This window comes from Kitasatospora sp. NPDC056184, assembly GCF_042268405.1.
In the GTDB taxonomy this organism is placed as follows: domain Bacteria; phylum Actinomycetota; class Actinomycetes; order Streptomycetales; family Streptomycetaceae; genus Kitasatospora.
Map to the genome: position 1 here is coordinate 310983 of NZ_JBHJUI010000008.1, position 16132 is coordinate 327114.

Genomic DNA, 16132 nt, shown 5'->3' on the forward strand with positions numbered 1-16132 from the left:
GTCGGCCGGAATCCGGATCACCGTCCACCGTGAGGTCCGGCGGCGGTCGCCGGGCCCGTAGGTCGGTCCGGGCGGCCGGCCGCCCGGACCGACCGGACACCAGGACGACAGGGGAGCCGCCATGACGAAGCCCATCACCGACCACGCCACCACTGGCGGGCCGGAGCCCGCGGGGCCGCTCGTGCTCACCGGGGACGACGGCCTGGCCGAGCAGCTGCTGCGGATCTGCGCGGCGGCCGGGACCGAGCCGCGGCTGATCCGGGGCGCCCCGCCGCCGCGCGAGCTCTGGGAGGGCGCGTCGCTGGTCCTGGTCGGCGACGACCGGTCCGAGCAGTGCGCCGGGATGCCCCGCAGACCCGGGGTGCTGCTGCTCGGGACGGACCTCGACGACGCGGGCGTCTGGGTCAGGGCCGTCCAACTCGGCGCGGAGCACGTGCTGTTCCTGCCCGAGGCCGAGGCCTGGCTGCTCGACCGCGTCGCCGACGCCGCCGAGGGGGGTGGCACCCCGGCGCGCACCGTCGCCGTGCTCGGCGGGCGGGGCGGCGCGGGCTCCTCCACCCTGGCCTGCGCGCTCGCGGTCACCGCCGCGCGCCGGGGCCTGCGCACCGTGCTCGTCGACGGGGACCCGCTCGGCGGCGGGCTCGACATCCTGCTCGGCGGTGAGACGGCCGCCGGTCTGCGCTGGCCGGACCTCGCCGGATCCCGGGGACGGGTGAACGGCGCCGAGCTGGCCCGGGCGCTGCCCGCGCTCAAGCGGCTCGGCACCCTGTCCTGCCTGTCCTGGGACCGCGGCGACACCCTCGCGGTGCCGCCCGAGGCCATGCGCAGCGTCCTGGCCGCGGCCCGCCGTCGGGGTGGCCTCGTGGTGGTCGACGTGCCCCGGCGGCTGGATCCGGCGGCCGGGCAGGCGCTGGAGCAGTCCGACACGGCGCTGTTGGTGGTGCCGGCCGAACTGCGCGCCGTGGCGGCCGCGGACCGGGTGGCCGCGTCCGTCCGGATGCGGCTCGACGACGTGCGGGCGGTGGTGCGGTCGCCGGGGCCCCTCGGGCTCCCCGCGCACCGGGTCGCCCGGGGGCTGCGGATGCAGCTCGCCGGGGTGCTGGAGCCGGAGCCCGGCCTGGCCGTCGACCTCGAACAGGGCGTCCCGCCCGGCATCCGGGAGGGCGGGCCGCTCGCCCGCTTCTGCGGGGCGTTCCTGGACGAGGTGCTGCCGCCGGTCCCGGCGGTCGAGGGAGGGGTCTTCTGATGGTGCGTCTGCGCAGGATCTGTGACGGGCCGGGCACCGGCCGGGGCCGTGACGGGCCGCGCGAGCGGCGGGTGCTGCGGAGCGTCCCGGGCCCCGGGACCGCCCCGGCGGCCGGTGCCCGGCCCGGACCGAATCCCTACGGCAGGACGGCGCGGGAGGAGCGCGCCGCCGCGCTGGTCGACGCCGTCCGGCTGCGGCTGGCCGAGTCCGGGGCACCGCCGACCGCGGGCTCGGTGGCGACCGCGCTGCGCGCCGCAAGACCGCCGCTCGGCGGTGGCGACGCCCTCGACACCGTGCGCTCGCTCTGCGCCGAGCTGGTGGGTGCGGGCCCGCTGGACCGGCTGCTGGCGGCGCCCGACGTCACGGACGTCCTGGTCAACGGACCGGAGGAGATCTGGTTCGACCGCGGCGGCGGTCTGCACCGGGCCACCGGCGTCCGCTTCGCCGACCCGGAGGCGGTGCGCCGACTGGCCCACCGCCTCGCCACGGCGGCCGGCCGGCGGCTCGACGACGCGCGGCCGTGGGTGGACGCCCGGCTGCCGGACGGCACCCGGCTGCACGCCGTCCTGCCGCCGATCGCGGCCGGCTGCACCCACATCTCGCTGCGGGTGTGCCGCCCCAGGCCGTTCAGCCTCGACGAGCTGGTGGCCGCCGGGGCGCTCCCGTCGCGCGGCGGCGCGCTGCTGGCCGCCGTGGTGCGGGCCCGGCTCTCGCTGCTGGTCAGCGGGGGCACCGGCACGGGGAAGACCACGCTGCTCGCGGCGCTGCTCGGCCTGGTCGGTCCGGAGGAGCGGATCGTCGTCGCCGAGGACTCCGCCGAACTGCGGCCCGACCACCCGCACGTGGTGCGGCTCCAGGGACGCCCGCCCAACCAGGAGGGGCTGGGCGAACTCACCCTTCGGGACCTGGTCCGCCAGGCGTTGCGGATGCGGCCCGACCGGCTGGTGATCGGGGAGGTGCGCGGCCCGGAGGTGGCCGATCTGCTCGCCGCCCTCAACACGGGCCACGAGGGCGGTACCGGGACGGTCCACGCCAACACGGCGGCGGACGTGCCGGTCCGGCTGGAGGCGCTCGGCTCGCTGGCCGGGCTGGACCGCCCGGCCCTGCACAGCCAACTCCGCGCCGCCCTCGACCTGGTGGTGCACCTGGTGCGCGAACCGGGCACCGGGCGGCGGCGCGTCGCCGAGATCCACACCGTGGGCGGCGACCGGCGCGGACTCGCCGTCACCACCCCGGCGGTGACCTTCACGGCGGACGGCGCCACCGTCCCGGGCCCCGGCTGGGGGCGGCTGACCGGCCTGCTCGCCGCCCGCGGAGCCGGCGTCGAGCAGGACCCGCCGTGACGGCCGGGTGGGCGGAGGCGGCGTTCGCCCTGCTGATGGGCGGCTGTGCGGCCGGCGCCCTGCTGCTCCTCGGGCCGGGCGGCGGACCGGGGAGGCGAGGGGATCGGGACGGTGGCGGCCGGGGTGGCCGAGCGGGTGACGGCTGGCGGTGGCCCGGCCGGGTGGTCGGCGGGCGGAGTGGCGTCGGTGGCGGCGCCGAGGGAGGTGGTGTCCGTGGCGGTGGACGGGGTGGCGGTGTGGTGGGTGACGGTGCTGAGCGGGGCCGCGGTGGCGGCGTGGTGCGGGCTGCAGCGGCAGGCGGCGGGCGCTCGTCGGGCCGGTGCGGTGCTGGCGGGTGCCACCGGCGCCCGCGCCGGCGGTGGTGGTGACGTCGGTGACGTCGGTGACGTTGGTGGCGGTATCGGCGGTGCGGCGGCCGCGGTCGCGTGGTGGTCGGCCGGGCTCTGGCGGCCCGTCCGGGGTGCTCCCGAACTGCTGCTCCTGCCCGGCGGGCTGGCGGCCGGGTGGGCGACGGGATCGCCCGTCCCGGTGCTGGCGGCCGTCCCGGCGGTCCTGCCGGTCCGGCGGTGGCGGCTGCGGCGCGCGACTGCGGCCGAGGCACGGCACCGGGCGGCCGCGGTGGTGGAGCTCTGCGCCGGACTGGCGGGCGAGTTGCGCGGCGGGGCGACGCCCGAGCAGGCGCTGCACCTGGTGGCCGCGCGGATCGCCGCCGATCCCGTGGCACTGCGCCGACTGGGGGCCGAGCCGGTCGCGCGGCTCGCGGCCGGCCGTTACGGCGCGGACGTGCCGGCCGCGTTCCGGCTGCTCGCCGAACGGCCGGGCGGAAGCGGGGCGGCGGCGGTCGCCGCCTGCTGGGAGGTCGCCTCCTCCGGTGGGTCGGGTCTGGCGGCCGGGTTGGACGGGGTGGCCGAGGCCCTGCGGGTCGAGCGGGCCCTCACGGAGGAGATCGCCGCCGAGCTGGCGGCACCGCGCACCACGATCGCGGTCCTGGCGGCCCTGCCGCTCGCCGGGCTGCTGCTGGGCGCGGCCCTCGGAGCCAGGCCGCTGGAGGTGCTGCTCCACACGCCCGCCGGGCTGGCCTCCCTGGTGGCCGGCACGGCCCTGGAGGCGCTGGGCCTGGCCTGGACCGCCCGGATCGTCAGGGCGGCCGCCGAGGGAGCCCTGGGCTCGGCGCCGGTGCGGGAGACCGAGCCGCCTCCGGAGCAGTGGCGGTGCGGGATCAGTCGGACCCGTGCCCGGACCGGGCGGCCGAGTGGGGCGTTCCGCCGGGAGGTGGGGTGCGGATGACCTGGCCGACGGAGCGGGCCGTCGTGGCGGCGGCCGGTGCGGGGGTGTTGATGGTCGCGGTGGCCGCCGGTCAGGTCCGCGCCGAGTGGCGGGCACGGCGGAGGGCCGGCGCCCTGCTGGACGCCGGGGACCCGCCTCGGCGGTGGAAGGCCGACCGGTGGTCGGCGGCGCGGGGGAGCCCCGTCCTTCCGGGGTGGCTGCGGCGGGCGGCGACGGCGGTGGCGGCCGGGCTCGGGGCGGCGGCCTTCCTCGGCGGACCGGGAGGCCTGCTGGCGGGCGGACTGCTGGCGGTCGGGCTGCACCGGTGGATGCCTCGGGCGAGGTCCCCGGCGGAGCGGGGGGCGGTGCTGGAGGAGGAGCGGCTGGTGCGGCAGCTGCCGCTCACCGCCGAGCTGCTGGCGGCCTGCCTCGGCTCGGCGGCCTCACCGGCGGAGGCCGTGGCGGCGGTCGGCGCGAGCGTGGACGCCCCCATGGGGCCGCGGTTGCTGTCGACCGCGGCGGAGCTGGCCCTCGGGGCACCGCCGGAGGTCTGCTGGCGCCGGCTCGGCGAGGAACACCCGCCATTGGCACCACTGGCCCGGTGCCTGGTGCGGACGAGCCTGAGCGGCGCCCCGGCGGCGGCAGCGCTCTCCGGGCTCGCGAGCGGCCGGCGGGCCGAGGCCGTCCGGACGGCGCACGCCCGCGTCCGCCGAGCCGGGGTGCTCGCGACGGCGCCGCTCGGGCTGTGCTTTCTCCCGGCGTTCGTCCTGGTCGGTGTCGCCCCGGTGGTCGTGGGGCTCACCAGCCGCTTCTCGCAGGCGATGTGACGCAACACCGCAACACCACAACACCGAACCGACTCGATGGCTCGATGGCTCGATGCAAGGAGGAAAACCATGAACGTGGTGATCAAGCCCGTGGTCGTCACCGCTCCCCGGAGGGCGCACCGGATCCGGCCTGTGGTCCGGCCTGTGGTCCGGCCCGTGATCCGGCGCCGGATCACGGGCCGGGGCGGCCCGGACGCGGGGATGACGACGGCGGAGTACGCGGTCGGCACGCTCGGGGCGTGCGCGCTGGCGGCCGGGCTGTACAAGGTGGCGACCAGCACGGCGGTGCTCGAAGCGCTCGCCGGGGCCCTGGACCGGGCGCTCCATGTGGCCTGACCGACCGCTGCGGTGGCGGCAGCGGCGGAGCCGGCGGGGCGACGCCGGGTTCGTCACCGCCGAGACCGCCGTCGCGCTGCCGGCCCTGGTGCTGCTGGGAGTGCTGCTGGTCTGGGCCGTGCTCGCGGCGGCGGCCCAGCTCCGGTGCGTCGACGCCGCCCGGGTGGGAGCCAGGGCGGCCGCGCGCGGGGAGGCGGACGCCGCCGGGGTGGCACGGGCGGCCGCGCCGGCCGGGGCGGCGGTCCTGGTCGACCTGGCGCCGGACACCGTCCGGGTCACCGTGGACGCGCCCTACGGGGCGCCCGGGCGGTTCGCGGAGGTGCTCGCGGTACGGCTGAGCGCCACCGCCGTCGCGGCCCGGGAGGACACCCTGCCGGGAGCGGAGGGGGGTGCGGGTCCGTGGCCGGGCTGAGGGCGCGTCGGGAGGACACGGGGTCGGCGACGGTCTGGTTGCTGCTCTGCGCGCTGCTCGGCTGCCTGGCGTGCACCGCCGCCCTCTCGGTGGGCGCGGTGGTCGGCGCCCGCCACCGGGCGGAGTCCGCCGCCGACCTGGCGGCGCTCGCGGCGGCGGACCGGCTGCTGCTGGACGCGGACGGCGGCTGCGGTCGAGCCGACGCCGTGGCGGCCGCGCAGGAGGCCACCGTGGTCTCCTGCGCGGTGGACCTGGCGGCGGACGCCGTCGAGGTGGTGGCGCAGGTGCCCGTCGCCGGGCTGAGCTCGCGGCTGCCGGTGGGCCCGGCGCGGGCGCGGGCCCGGGCCGGACCGATCAGGGCACCGGTGGCGCCGACGGACGAGGACGCCCGGGCCGCGCTGGGTGGCGCCGGGCAGATCGGAGGCGGCTCATGAAGCTCCCGGCGAGCCCTCGCCGGTGCGCCCGCCCTCGTCCGGCCCCTCCTCCCGTTCGATCGCCCGGGCCGCCTCCGCCGGGTCCGCCGTGTGCGTCGGCGCGGCTTCTCCGGCATCTGCGGCCTTGCCGGTCTCTCCAGCCGGTTCGCGCGGTCCGGTCGGTCCGGCTGCTCCGTCCGGGCCGGTCGGTCCAGCGGCGGCGGGAGCGCCGACGAGCAGCACGTCCAGCAGCCGGACGGCGGCCGCCTTGTCCAGCGGGTCGTTGCCGTTGCCGCACTTGGGCGACTGCACGCAGGACGGGCAGCCGCGCTCGCACTCGCAGGCGGCGATCGCCTCCCGGGTGGCGGTCAGCCACTGCTCGGCCCGCCGGAAGCCGCGTTCGGCGAAGCCCGCCCCGCCGGGGTGGCCGTCGTAGACGAACACGGTGGGCAGCCCGGTGTCGGGGTGCAGCGGCACCGAGACGCCGCCGATGTCCCAGCGGTCGCAGGTGGCGAAGAGCGGCAGCAGGCCGATCGAGGCGTGCTCGGCGGCGTGGGCGGCGCCGGGCAGCTGGTCGGGCGGAATGTCCGCGTCGAGCAGCTGGTCCTCGGTGACCGACCACCACACGGCCCGGGTGCGCAGGGTCCGGGGCGGCAGGTCGAGCTTGCTCTCGCCCATGATCTCGCCGGTGGAGATCCGCTTGCGGAGGTAGCCGACCACCTGGTTGACCACCTCCACCGAACCGAAACTGAGCCGGCCCTCGCCCCAGTCGACGGTGGTGTCGGTCGAGAGCACGGAAACGGAGGTGATGTCCCGCGCGGACGTCGTGTAGGGCGGGTCGGCGGGCTCGACCAGGGCGACCGAGCTGTCCAGGTCGAAGTCCTTGACCAGGTAGGTGCGGCCCTGGTGGAGGTGGACGGCGCCGGTGTGCACGGTGGTGTGGGCGGCGGAGGCGTCCACGGTGCCGAGCAGCCGGCCGGTCGGCGCCTCGACGATCTGCACCGGGCTGCCGCCGCTGCCCCGCAGGTCGACGGCGTCGGCGGCCCGCTCGCGGCGGGTCCAGTACCAGGCGTCGCCGCGCCGGCGGAGCAGCCCGCGCCGCTCCAGCACCGGCAGCAGCGGCGCGGCCGAGGGGCCGAACAGCTCCAGGTCGGAGTCGGTGAGCGGCAGCTCGGCGGCCGCCGCGCACAGGTGCGGGGCGAGGACGTGCGGGTTGTCCGGGTCGAGCACGGTGGCTTCGACCGGGGTGGCGAACAGTGCCTCCGGGTGGTGCACCAGGTAGGTGTCCAGCGGGTCGTCGCGGGCGATCAGGACGGCGAGCGCGCCCTGGGCCTCGCGGCCGGCCCGGCCGGCCTGCTGCCAGAGCGAGGCCCGGGTGCCCGGGTAGCCGGCCATCAGGACGGCGTCCAGGCCGGAGATGTCGACGCCGAGTTCGAGGGCGGAGGTGGAGGCGAGACCGAGCAGCCGGCCGGAGTGCAGTTCGCGTTCCAGGGCCCGGCGCTCGTCGGCGAGGTAGCCGCCGCGGTAGGCGGCGACCCGGTCGGCGAGCGGTCGGCCGAGCTGGTCCTGGGTCTGCAGGGCGACGAGTTCGGCGGCGCGCCGGGAGCGTACGAAGACGACGGTCCGGGTCTCCCGTTCGACCAGGTCGGTCAGCAGGTGGGCGGCCTCGGCGGTGGCGGTCCGGCGGACCGGCGCGCCGTGCTCGCCGACGTTCTCGGTGAGCGGTGGCTCCCAGAGCCCGAAGACCATCGGGCCGCGCGGGGAACCGTCCTCGGTGACCGCCTCGGCGGGCAGGCCGGTGAGGCGGCGGGCGGTCACGGCCGGGTCGGCGGTGGTGGCGGAGGCGAGCAGGAAGACCGGCGAGGAGCCGTAGCGGGCGCAGATCCGCCGCAGCCGGCGCAGCACCTGGGCCACGTGCGAGCCGAAGACGCCGCGGTAGCCGTGGCACTCGTCGACCACGACGTAGCGCAGGGTCTTGAGGAAGGAGGACCAGCGGGCGTGCGCGGGCAGGATGCCGCGGTGCAGCATGTCCGGATTGGTGAGGACGTAGGAGGCGTACTGGCGGACCCACTCGCGCTCCTCGGGCGGGGTGTCGCCGTCGTAGAGGGCGGCCCGGACCCGGGGCGGGGCGAGTTCCGCGGCCCGGCGGCGCTGGTCGGCGGCGAGCGCCTTGGTCGGCGCGAGGTAGAGCGCGGTGGCGCCGCGGCCGTTGCGGGCCTCGGTGCCCTCCAGCAGGTCGGAGAGCACCGGGGCCAGGTAGCCGAGGGACTTGCCCGAGGCGGTCCCTGTGGCGATCACCACAGATTGACCGGATTTGGCCAGGTTCATCGCCTCCGCCTGGTGGGCCCAGGGCTGCCGGACACCCGTGGCCCGCGCGGACTCCGTGATCTCGGGCCGGATCCAGTCGGGCCACGGCGCATAACGGGCGGGCCGGGCGGGAAGGTGCTCCGTATGGGTGAGCCGGTCCGACCGCCCTCGGGTGGTGGACAGGGTCGTGAGCAGTGCCTCGGGCAGGCTGTGACGCGGCGGCATGAGGACCCAGTGTGTCACCGGCGTGACGGAGAATCGTCCTAAGCCATCGTGCGGGCATGGTCGCAGGTGGTTGAATGTGGCCGTGACGGCCGTACGGCCGGGGGTCGCAGCGCTGAGGCTTGCCACGCACTGGCTGGGTGTGCCCGGAGCGGCGACCATGCGGTGACGGCCGTCCGGCCGAGGATCGCAATGACGTAGCAAGGCAAGGTGCTGGAGGTTCCGTGGACCTGTCCCTGTCGACCCGTACAGTCGGCGATCGCACGGTCGTCGAGGTTGGCGGCGAGATCGATGTGTACACCGCCCCGAAGCTGCGCGAGCAGCTGGTCGAGCTCGTCAACGACGGTAGCTACCACCTCGTCGTCGACATGGAGGGCGTGGACTTCCTGGACTCCACCGGCCTCGGCGTGCTGGTGGGCGGTCTGAAGCGGGTGCGTGCCCACGAGGGCTCGCTGCGCCTGGTGTGCAACCAGGAGCGCATTCTGAAGATCTTCCGGATCACCGGTCTGACCAAGGTCTTCCCGATCCACACCTCGGTGGACGACGCGGTCCAGGCGACCGACTGATCAGCAGGACCGACTGACCCGGCCGGGTCGGCCCCTGGCGGCCGACCCGCCCGATCCCTATGCGTCCGGGAGCCGGGGCGTCACGCCCCGGCCGGCCCAGTCGCCCCAGGGCCGGCCGACGCCGGCCCGCAGGGGCCGTGAGCCCGGCCCCGGTCGGAGCACCCCGAGGGGGAAGAGATGGCAACCGTCGAACTTCGATTCAGCGCGCTTCCCGAACACGTGCGGACCGCCCGGCTGGTAGCCGCGGCAGTCGCCAGACGGGCCGGGGTCGACGAGTCGGTGCTCGACGAGGTGCGGCTGGCCGTCGGCGAGGCGTGCTCGCGGGCGGTGGGTCTGCACCGGCGTGGAGACGTCAAGGGCGCGGTGCGCGTCGCGCTCATCGACCAGCAGAAGCGTTTCCTCATCGAGGTCGAGGACGAGGCCGGACTGGACACCGTCCCGACCTCCGGCACGGCGGACGGCGGCGAGCCGGACGAGGACGCCCTCGGTCTCGCGGTGCTCACCGGCCTGGTCGAGGACCTGGAGGTCACCGCCGGTGCTGGCGGCGGGCTGATCCGGATGAGCTGGCCGGCCTCGGTGGACGCCCTCGCGCGCTGAGCGACCCGCGGCGGCGTCACGACGGCACCGCGACCTGCGGCGTCGCGTCCCTCGGCGTCGCGCGGTGCGGCGGGAGCGCGGGAGGGGGCCCGGGCGGGAACCGGGAGTCGAACGGCGGACGTGTAGGTTCGCAGTTCGACGACCGTAACCGAAAGGGCTTCTCCCGGTGAACAAGCGACTGCTGGCCGTACCCGCGCTCGGGGCGCTGCTCGCGTTCGGTGCCGTCGGCTGCGGCGACGACAACAGCAAGCAGCTGGAGTCCTGGGCGGCGAAGGTGTGCGGCGCGGCCAAGGACCCGATCGCCCAGGCGCAGACCGCGCTGGCGGACACCGGGCAGGTGAAGACCGGCGAGGTCCCGGCCGACCTCCAGAAGAGGCTCTCGGCGGACATCGGCCAGCTGGCCAAGACCAACCAGGACATCGCGGCGGCCATCGACGGGGCCGGCGCCCCCAAGGTGGACGACGGCGGGACCCTCCAGAAGGACACCGTCGCCGAGCTCAACAAGGCGGCCGACGGCTACCTCGACGTCCAGAAGAAGCTGTCCGAGCTCACCGTGGACGACCAGTCGAAGTTCGCCGACGGGCTGCGCAGCGTGGGCGACCAGATCCGGCAGCTGTCGGCGCTCTCCACGCAGGCGCAGGGCAAGCTGCAGCGCGGCGATCTGGGCGCGGCGATGGCCAAGCAGGAGGGCTGCAAGCCGGGTTCGGCGGCCGCCGCTCCGACCGGCGGCTCGACCGGCAGCCCGGCGGCCACACCGACGGGCACGCCCGCGGCGGGAGCCACGGACGGCGCGAGCCCGGCGGCGAGCGACCCCGCCGCCACCCCGGCACCGACCACCCCGGCCGCCGCCCCCTCGGCGAGCTGACCGACCGGGCCCGCGTCGGCGCCGCACTCGCGTCGGCGCCGTCACCGCGCCGGCACCCGCGTTCGAACCCGCACCCCCTCGGCCCCCCGGCCGAGGGGGCGGCGGCGTCGGGCGGAGCCGGGAGGTCCGGGAGGCCCGGGAAGAGCGGGCGAGGAGGTCGGGCGAGGGCGACCGCGCGGGGGACAATGGCGGGGTGATCAGTAGCCCCGTTCTCGACCCGACCCGCCTCGCCAAGCTGCGCGAGGCGCTGCTCGCCGCCTCGTACACCGCCGACGGCTGCCTGGACCTGCTCGGGCCCACCGGGTACGCGGCGCTGGCCCGCAGCGAGGCGGTCCCCGCGCTGCGCGCGACCCGCGGCGGCAGCCCGCTGGAGACGCTGGTGCGGCTCTTCCTGCTGCAGCAGCCCGTGCCGTACAAGGCGGCCGCCGCCGCGCTGCCGGTGGAGGACTGCCTGATCGACGGCTGGCTGCGCCCGGACGGCGAGCTGGTGCGCGCCACCGTGGACGTCCGCCCGTACGCCAACGAGGTCGCCGGGCTGCCGGGTTCGGACGCCTGGGTGGTCTCCGACCTGGGCTGTGCCGTCGGCGGCGCGGGCGGGATCGGCTCCGGCGAGACCGCGCACGGCGTGGCCCGCAAGGACCTGGTGCTCGGGGTGGGCGGCGCGTCCACCACGCTGGCCAACATCACGGTGCGCCGGCCGGTCCGCTCGGTGCTGGACCTCGGCTCCGGCTCGGGCGTGCAGGCGCTGCACGCCGCCCGGCACGCCCAGCGGGTGACCGCCACCGACCTCAACGCGCGGGCGCTGCGCTTCACCGAGCTGACCTTGGCGCTGTCCGGCTTCGACAACACGGAGACGGCCGCCGGAAGCCTCTTCGAGCCGGTGGGAGAGCGGCGCTTCGACCTGATCGTCTCCAACCCGCCGTTCGTGATCTCGCCAGGCGGCCGGTTCACCTACCGGGACGGCGGGATGGCGGGCGACGACCTCTGCCGCAGCCTGGTCCGCTCGGCCGCCGACCATCTGGAACCGGGCGGCTACTGCCAGCTGCTGGCGAACTGGCAGCACGTCAGGGGCGAGGACTGGCACGACCGGCTGGCCGGCTGGGTGGCCGGCACCGGGCTGGACGCCTGGATCGTCCAGCGCGAGGTGCAGGACGTCGCCCAGTACGCGGAGCTCTGGCTGCGCGACGGCGGCGACCACCGCGGCCCGGGCGGCGACTACCAGGCCCGGTACGGGGAGTGGCTGGACGCCTTCGAGGCCGGCCGGGTCGAGGGCATCGGCTTCGGCTGGATCACCCTGCGGGCGAGCGGCGCCGCGCAGCCGACCGTCCGGGTGGAGGAGTGGCCGCACCCGGTGGAGCAGCCGCTCGGCCCGCACATCGAGGAGTGGTTCGACCGGCAGGACTTCCTGCGCACCCACGACGACGCGGGCCTGCTGGCGACGCGGTACGTGCTGGCCGACGAGGTCGTCCAGGAGCAGGTGGGCGCGCCGGGGGCGGAGGACCCGGAGCACGTGATCCTGCGTCACAACCGGGGGATGCGCCGGGCCACCAAGGTGGACACGGTGGGCGCCGGCTTCGTCGGGGTCTGCGACGGGACGCTGGCGGCGGGCGAGATCGTCGACGCGATCGCCCAGCTGCTCGGCGAGGACCGGGTGGTGCTGCGGGACCGGGTGCCGGAGTCGCTGCGGCTGCTGACCGAGCAGGGGTTCATCCGGCCGGTGGGCTGAGCACTCGTGGACCGAGCACCGGCGGGCCGAGCGGCGTCGGCGGGCTGAACGCCGGTGGCCTCGTGGTGCCCGAGCGCCGTTGGTTCACCGCCCGGCTCCCCCTGGTTCGTCGATTGTTCGCCGAACATCTGCCCCTCGTTGGCCGTGGGCTGTGAGGCTCTGTCCACAGGCTGTGGACAGGGCTGGGGGCGGCTGGGGTGGACACGACGACGGCGACGGCGGGGGGCGCGGTACTCGTCCTCTTCGGCGGCGCACTCCTGCTCTGGTGCGCCGCCGAAGCGCGCGTGCGCCGCCGGGTGCGCCGCCGAGGGCGGCCGGCCGTCGCGACCGTGGTCGCCGAGTCCGACGCGCACGGCGAACTCGACAGCGCGCCGCTGCTCTCCTTCGCCACCGGGCCCGCGGCCGTCGGCTCCGCGGGAACGTACGGCGCCGGAGCGCACGGGGTCCTGGCCGTCGACGCCTGCGAGCTGGTGCTGACCCGTCCGCGCGGTCACACCCCGCTGCGGCGCCCGCCCCGGTTCGTCCCGGGCACCTCCGTCCGGATCGCCTACGATCCCCGCCGCCCCGGCCTCGCCGTGCTCGCGCCGGAGGAGACCGGTCCGCGGGCCCTCGTCGCGGACCTGCTGTGGACGGCGCTCGGCCTCGGCTGCCTGGCCGCCGGGGCGATCCTGCTGGTCACCGCCGGGTAGCCGTCTGCCTGCCGGGCCCTGCCGGGCCCTGCCGGGCCCCCCGCCGGGCCCGCGCGGGACGGCCCCCGCACCGGCGGGAACCGGGGGCGGATATTCCGTTGACAGATTTTGAAATCCGTCATTCCATCCTTCGAAACCCGCCGAAGCCCCCCTCCGCAGGGCGCGATGCGTCGCCCTCGGGTTACCGTTCGAGTGGCGTCGGTCGGCCTTGCCGGTGAAATCGCGGGATCCGTCCGTTTGACAAGGGTGGCCGGGGTACGGTCACACTCCGCTGGTGGGGTCGTCGTACAGCGGCAGCCCCGGGACGGTGGAGGGGTCGGGCGGAGCGCAGCCCGTGCTGCCGGCGCCGACCAGCTCACGTAACGACCGGGAGAGAAGAGCGAAGGTGTCCCCGAGCAGCGAGACCGCGCACGGACAGCGACTCGTCATTGTCGAGTCGCCGGCCAAGGCGAAGACGATCAAGGGCTACCTGGGCCCCGGCTACATCGTCGAGGCGAGCGTCGGGCACATTCGCGACCTCCCCAGCACGGCCGCCGAGGTTCCGGACAAGTACACCGGTGAGGTGCGCCGTCTCGGGGTGGACGTGGACCACGACTTCGCTCCGATCTACGTGGTCAACGCGGACAAGAAGTCCCAGGTCAGCAAGTTGAAGTCGCTGCTCGCGGAGTCCGACGAGCTCTTCCTCGCCACCGATGAGGACCGCGAGGGCGAGGCCATCGCGTGGCACCTCCAGCAGGTGCTCAAGCCCAAGGTGCCGGTGCACCGGATGGTGTTCCACGAGATCACCAAGTCCGCCATCCAGGAGGCGGTGGCCAACCCGCGCCAGCTGAACCAGCGCCTGGTCGACGCCCAGGAGACCCGTCGCATCCTCGACCGCCTGTACGGCTTCGAGGTCTCGCCGGTGCTCTGGAAGAAGGTCATGCCGAAGCTGTCGGCCGGCCGCGTGCAGTCGGTCGCGACCCGGCTGGTCGTCGAGCGCGAGCGCGAGCGGATGGCGTTCCGCTCGGCCTCGTACTGGGACCTGGTCGGCACCTTCGGCACCGGCCGCACCGCGGCGGACGCGGCCAGCCCGGAGAGCTTCGGCGCCCGGCTGATCGCGGTCGACGGCAAGCGGATCGCCAGCGGCCGCGACTTCGGCCAGGACGGCCGCCTCAAGGCCGGCAGCGCCAACACCCTCCACCTGGACGAGCAGGCCGCCCGCGCGCTGGCCGCCGCCCTGGAGCAGACCGCCTTCGCGGTGCGCGGCGTCGAGTCCAAGCCCTACCGCCGCTCGCCGTACGCGCCGTTCCGCACCACCACGCTCCAGCAGGAGGCCAGCCGCAAGCTGGGCTTCGGCGCCAAGCGGACCATGCAGGTGGCCCAGAAGCTGTACGAGAACGGCTTCATCACCTATATGCGCACCGACTCCACCACGCTGTCGGACACCGCCGTCACCGCCGCCCGCGCGCAGGTCACCCAGCTGTACGGGGCCGACTACCTGCCGGACGCGCCGCGCACCTACGCCTCCAAGGTGAAGAACGCGCAGGAGGCGCACGAGGCGGTCCGCCCGTCCGGCGACCGCTTCCGCACCCCCGCCGAGACCGGCCTGAGCGGCGACGACTTCCGGCTCTACGAGCTGATCTGGATGCGCACCGTCGCCTCCCAGATGAAGGACGCGGTCGGCCAGTCGGTCACCGTCAAGGTCGGCGGTCGCTCGGCCGACGGCCGGGACGTCGAGTTCTCCGCCTCCGGCAAGATCATCACCTTCCACGGCTTCCTCAAGGCCTACGTCGAGGGCGCCGACGACCCGAACGCCGAGCTGGACGACCGCGAGCGCCGGCTGCCGCAGGTCGCCGAGGGCGACCCGCTGTCCGCCGAGCAGCTCACCCCCGAGGGCCACGCCACCAAGCCGCCGGCCCGCTACACCGAGGCCTCGCTGGTCAAGGAGCTGGAGGACCGGGAGATCGGCCGCCCCTCCACCTACGCCTCGATCATCGACACCATCATCGGCCGCCGGTACGTCTTCAAGAAGGGGACGGCGCTGGTGCCGTCGTTCCTCTCCTTCGCCGTGGTCAACCTGCTGGAGAAGCACTTCGGCCGGCTGGTCGACTACGACTTCACCGCGAAGATGGAGGACGACCTCGACCGGATCGCGGCCGGCGAGGCGCAGTCCGTGCCGTGGCTCAAGCGCTTCTACTTCGGCGAGGGCGCGGGCGAGGGTGCCGCCGCCGGCGGCGCCGCCGAGGCCGGCAACGGCGACGGCGACCACCTGGGCGGCCTGAAGGAACTGGTCACCGACCTCGGCGCGATCGACGCCCGGGAGATCAGCTCGTTCCGGGTCAGCGACGACATCACCCTGCGGGTCGGCCGCTACGGCCCGTACGTGGAGCGCGCCTCCGAGGTCGAGGGCGAGCCCGGCCAGCGCGCCGACATCCCGGACGAGCTGCCGCCGGACGAGCTGACCGTCGAGCTGGCCGAGGAGCTGCTGGCCAGCCCCAGCGGCGACTACGAGCTCGGCACGGACCCGGTCAGCGGCAACCAGCTGGTCGCCAAGAAGGGCCGGTTCGGCCCGTACGTCACCGAGATCCTGCCCGAGGGCACGCCCAAGACCGGCAAGAACGCCGTCAAGCCGCGGACCGCCTCGCTGTTCCAGACGATGTCGCTGGACACCGTCACGCTGGAGGACGCGCTGAAGCTGCTCTCGCTGCCGCGCGTGGTCGGCGTCGACCAGGAGGGCGTGGAGATCACCGCGCAGAACGGCCGCTACGGCCCGTACCTGAAGCGCGGCACCGACTCCCGCTCGCTCGCCGGCGAGGACCAGCTGTTCACGGTCACGCTGGAGGAGGCGCTGGCGATCTACGCCCAGCCCAAGCAGCGCGGCCGGGCCGCCGCCGCGCCGCCGCTCAAGGAGCTGGGCACCGACCCGGTCAGCGAGCGTCCGGTGGTGGTCAAGGACGGCCGGTTCGGGCCGTACGTGACCGACGGCGAGACCAACGCCACGCTCCGCAAGGACGACGCGGTCGAGACCATCACCCCCGAGCGCGGCTACGAGCTGCTCGCCGAGAAGCGGGCGCGCGGACCGGTGAAGAAGACGGCGAAGAAGGCCCCGGCGAAGAAGGCGGCGGCCAAGAAGACCGCGACCAAGACCGCTGCCAAGAAGACCACCACGGCGGCCAAGACGGCGGCGAAGAAGACCACCACCACGAAGAAGGCCGCCACCAAGACGGCGGCGGCCAAGAAGACCGCGGCGAGCAAGACCGCCACGAGCAAGACCACCGCCACCGACGAGGGCTGACCCCCGGTCGGTCGCACCCGGGCCCGTGTCCGCCTCCGGCGGC

14 protein-coding genes are annotated in these 16132 nt (G+C 75.8%); 13 read left to right on the forward strand and 1 reads right to left on the reverse strand.

The window, feature by feature from the left end; translation table 11 throughout:
* Positions 1 to 121: 121 nt before the first annotated feature.
* The 7 genes from ssd (at position 122) to ACFC0B_RS18940 (ending at position 5864) form a co-directional block, all read left to right on the forward strand.
* On the forward strand, positions 122 to 1246 hold the full coding sequence (ssd, locus tag ACFC0B_RS18910; protein WP_376086942.1) for a septum site-determining protein Ssd: 1125 nt from the start codon (positions 122 to 124) through the stop codon (positions 1244 to 1246).
* Positions 1246 to 2589 (forward strand): TadA family conjugal transfer-associated ATPase, encoded by a 1344-nt coding sequence (locus ACFC0B_RS18915; RefSeq protein WP_376086943.1) that lies wholly within the window; start codon positions 1246 to 1248, stop codon positions 2587 to 2589. The genes ssd and ACFC0B_RS18915 overlap by 1 nt, the downstream gene beginning before the upstream one ends.
* Before the next feature lie 186 nt (positions 2590 to 2775).
* A complete protein-coding gene (locus ACFC0B_RS18920; protein ID WP_376086944.1) occupies positions 2776 to 3876 on the forward strand; it encodes a type II secretion system F family protein in 1101 nt (366 codons plus the stop codon).
* Positions 3873 to 4682: a type II secretion system F family protein gene (locus tag ACFC0B_RS18925; protein ID WP_376086945.1), complete on the forward strand. Its 810-nt coding sequence runs from the start codon at positions 3873 to 3875 to the stop codon at positions 4680 to 4682. Before ACFC0B_RS18920 ends, ACFC0B_RS18925 begins: the two co-directional genes overlap by 4 nt.
* A gap of 69 nt (positions 4683 to 4751) precedes the next feature.
* Entirely contained in the window at positions 4752 to 5018 is a 267-nt protein-coding gene (locus tag ACFC0B_RS18930; RefSeq protein ID WP_376086946.1) for a DUF4244 domain-containing protein, read from the forward strand.
* Positions 5008 to 5430 carry a TadE family type IV pilus minor pilin gene (locus ACFC0B_RS18935; RefSeq protein WP_376086947.1) on the forward strand — a complete coding sequence of 141 codons (423 nt, stop codon included), beginning with the start codon at positions 5008 to 5010 and terminating at the stop codon, positions 5428 to 5430. The genes ACFC0B_RS18930 and ACFC0B_RS18935 overlap by 11 nt, the downstream gene beginning before the upstream one ends.
* The gene (locus ACFC0B_RS18940; RefSeq protein ID WP_376086948.1) at positions 5418 to 5864 is read left to right on the forward strand and encodes an Rv3654c family TadE-like protein; all 447 of its coding nucleotides are present in this window, start codon (positions 5418 to 5420) and stop codon (positions 5862 to 5864) included. Before ACFC0B_RS18935 ends, ACFC0B_RS18940 begins: the two co-directional genes overlap by 13 nt.
* Here ACFC0B_RS18940 and ACFC0B_RS18945 read toward each other — a convergent pair.
* Complete coding sequence (locus tag ACFC0B_RS18945; protein ID WP_376086949.1) at positions 5859 to 8375, reverse strand: DEAD/DEAH box helicase; 2517 nt, start codon at positions 8373 to 8375, stop codon at positions 5859 to 5861. The two genes, ACFC0B_RS18940 and ACFC0B_RS18945, sit on opposite strands and share 6 nt — an antisense overlap.
* A gap of 221 nt (positions 8376 to 8596) precedes the next feature.
* On the opposite strand from ACFC0B_RS18945, the gene bldG reads away from it, so the two are divergent.
* From bldG to topA, 6 genes are all read left to right on the forward strand, one after another.
* Positions 8597 to 8938 (forward strand): anti-sigma factor antagonist BldG, encoded by a 342-nt coding sequence (gene bldG, locus ACFC0B_RS18950; protein ID WP_030310770.1) that lies wholly within the window; start codon positions 8597 to 8599, stop codon positions 8936 to 8938.
* A 177-nt stretch (positions 8939 to 9115) separates the two neighbouring features.
* The gene (locus ACFC0B_RS18955; RefSeq protein ID WP_376086950.1) at positions 9116 to 9535 is read left to right on the forward strand and encodes an ATP-binding protein; all 420 of its coding nucleotides are present in this window, start codon (positions 9116 to 9118) and stop codon (positions 9533 to 9535) included.
* Positions 9536 to 9701: 166 nt separating this feature from the next.
* A complete protein-coding gene (locus ACFC0B_RS18960) occupies positions 9702 to 10400 on the forward strand; it encodes a hypothetical protein (RefSeq protein ID WP_376086951.1) in 699 nt (232 codons plus the stop codon).
* 193 nt (positions 10401 to 10593) lie between these two features.
* Positions 10594 to 12126, forward strand: a complete 1533-nt coding sequence (locus ACFC0B_RS18965) for a methyltransferase (protein WP_376086952.1) — start codon at positions 10594 to 10596, stop codon at positions 12124 to 12126.
* A 197-nt stretch (positions 12127 to 12323) separates the two neighbouring features.
* Positions 12324 to 12815, forward strand: a complete 492-nt coding sequence (locus tag ACFC0B_RS18970; RefSeq protein WP_376086953.1) for a DUF3592 domain-containing protein — start codon at positions 12324 to 12326, stop codon at positions 12813 to 12815.
* Positions 12816 to 13200: 385 nt separating this feature from the next.
* The gene (gene topA, locus ACFC0B_RS18975) at positions 13201 to 16089 is read left to right on the forward strand and encodes a type I DNA topoisomerase (RefSeq protein ID WP_376086954.1); all 2889 of its coding nucleotides are present in this window, start codon (positions 13201 to 13203) and stop codon (positions 16087 to 16089) included.
* The last annotated feature ends 43 nt before the right edge of the window (positions 16090 to 16132 follow it).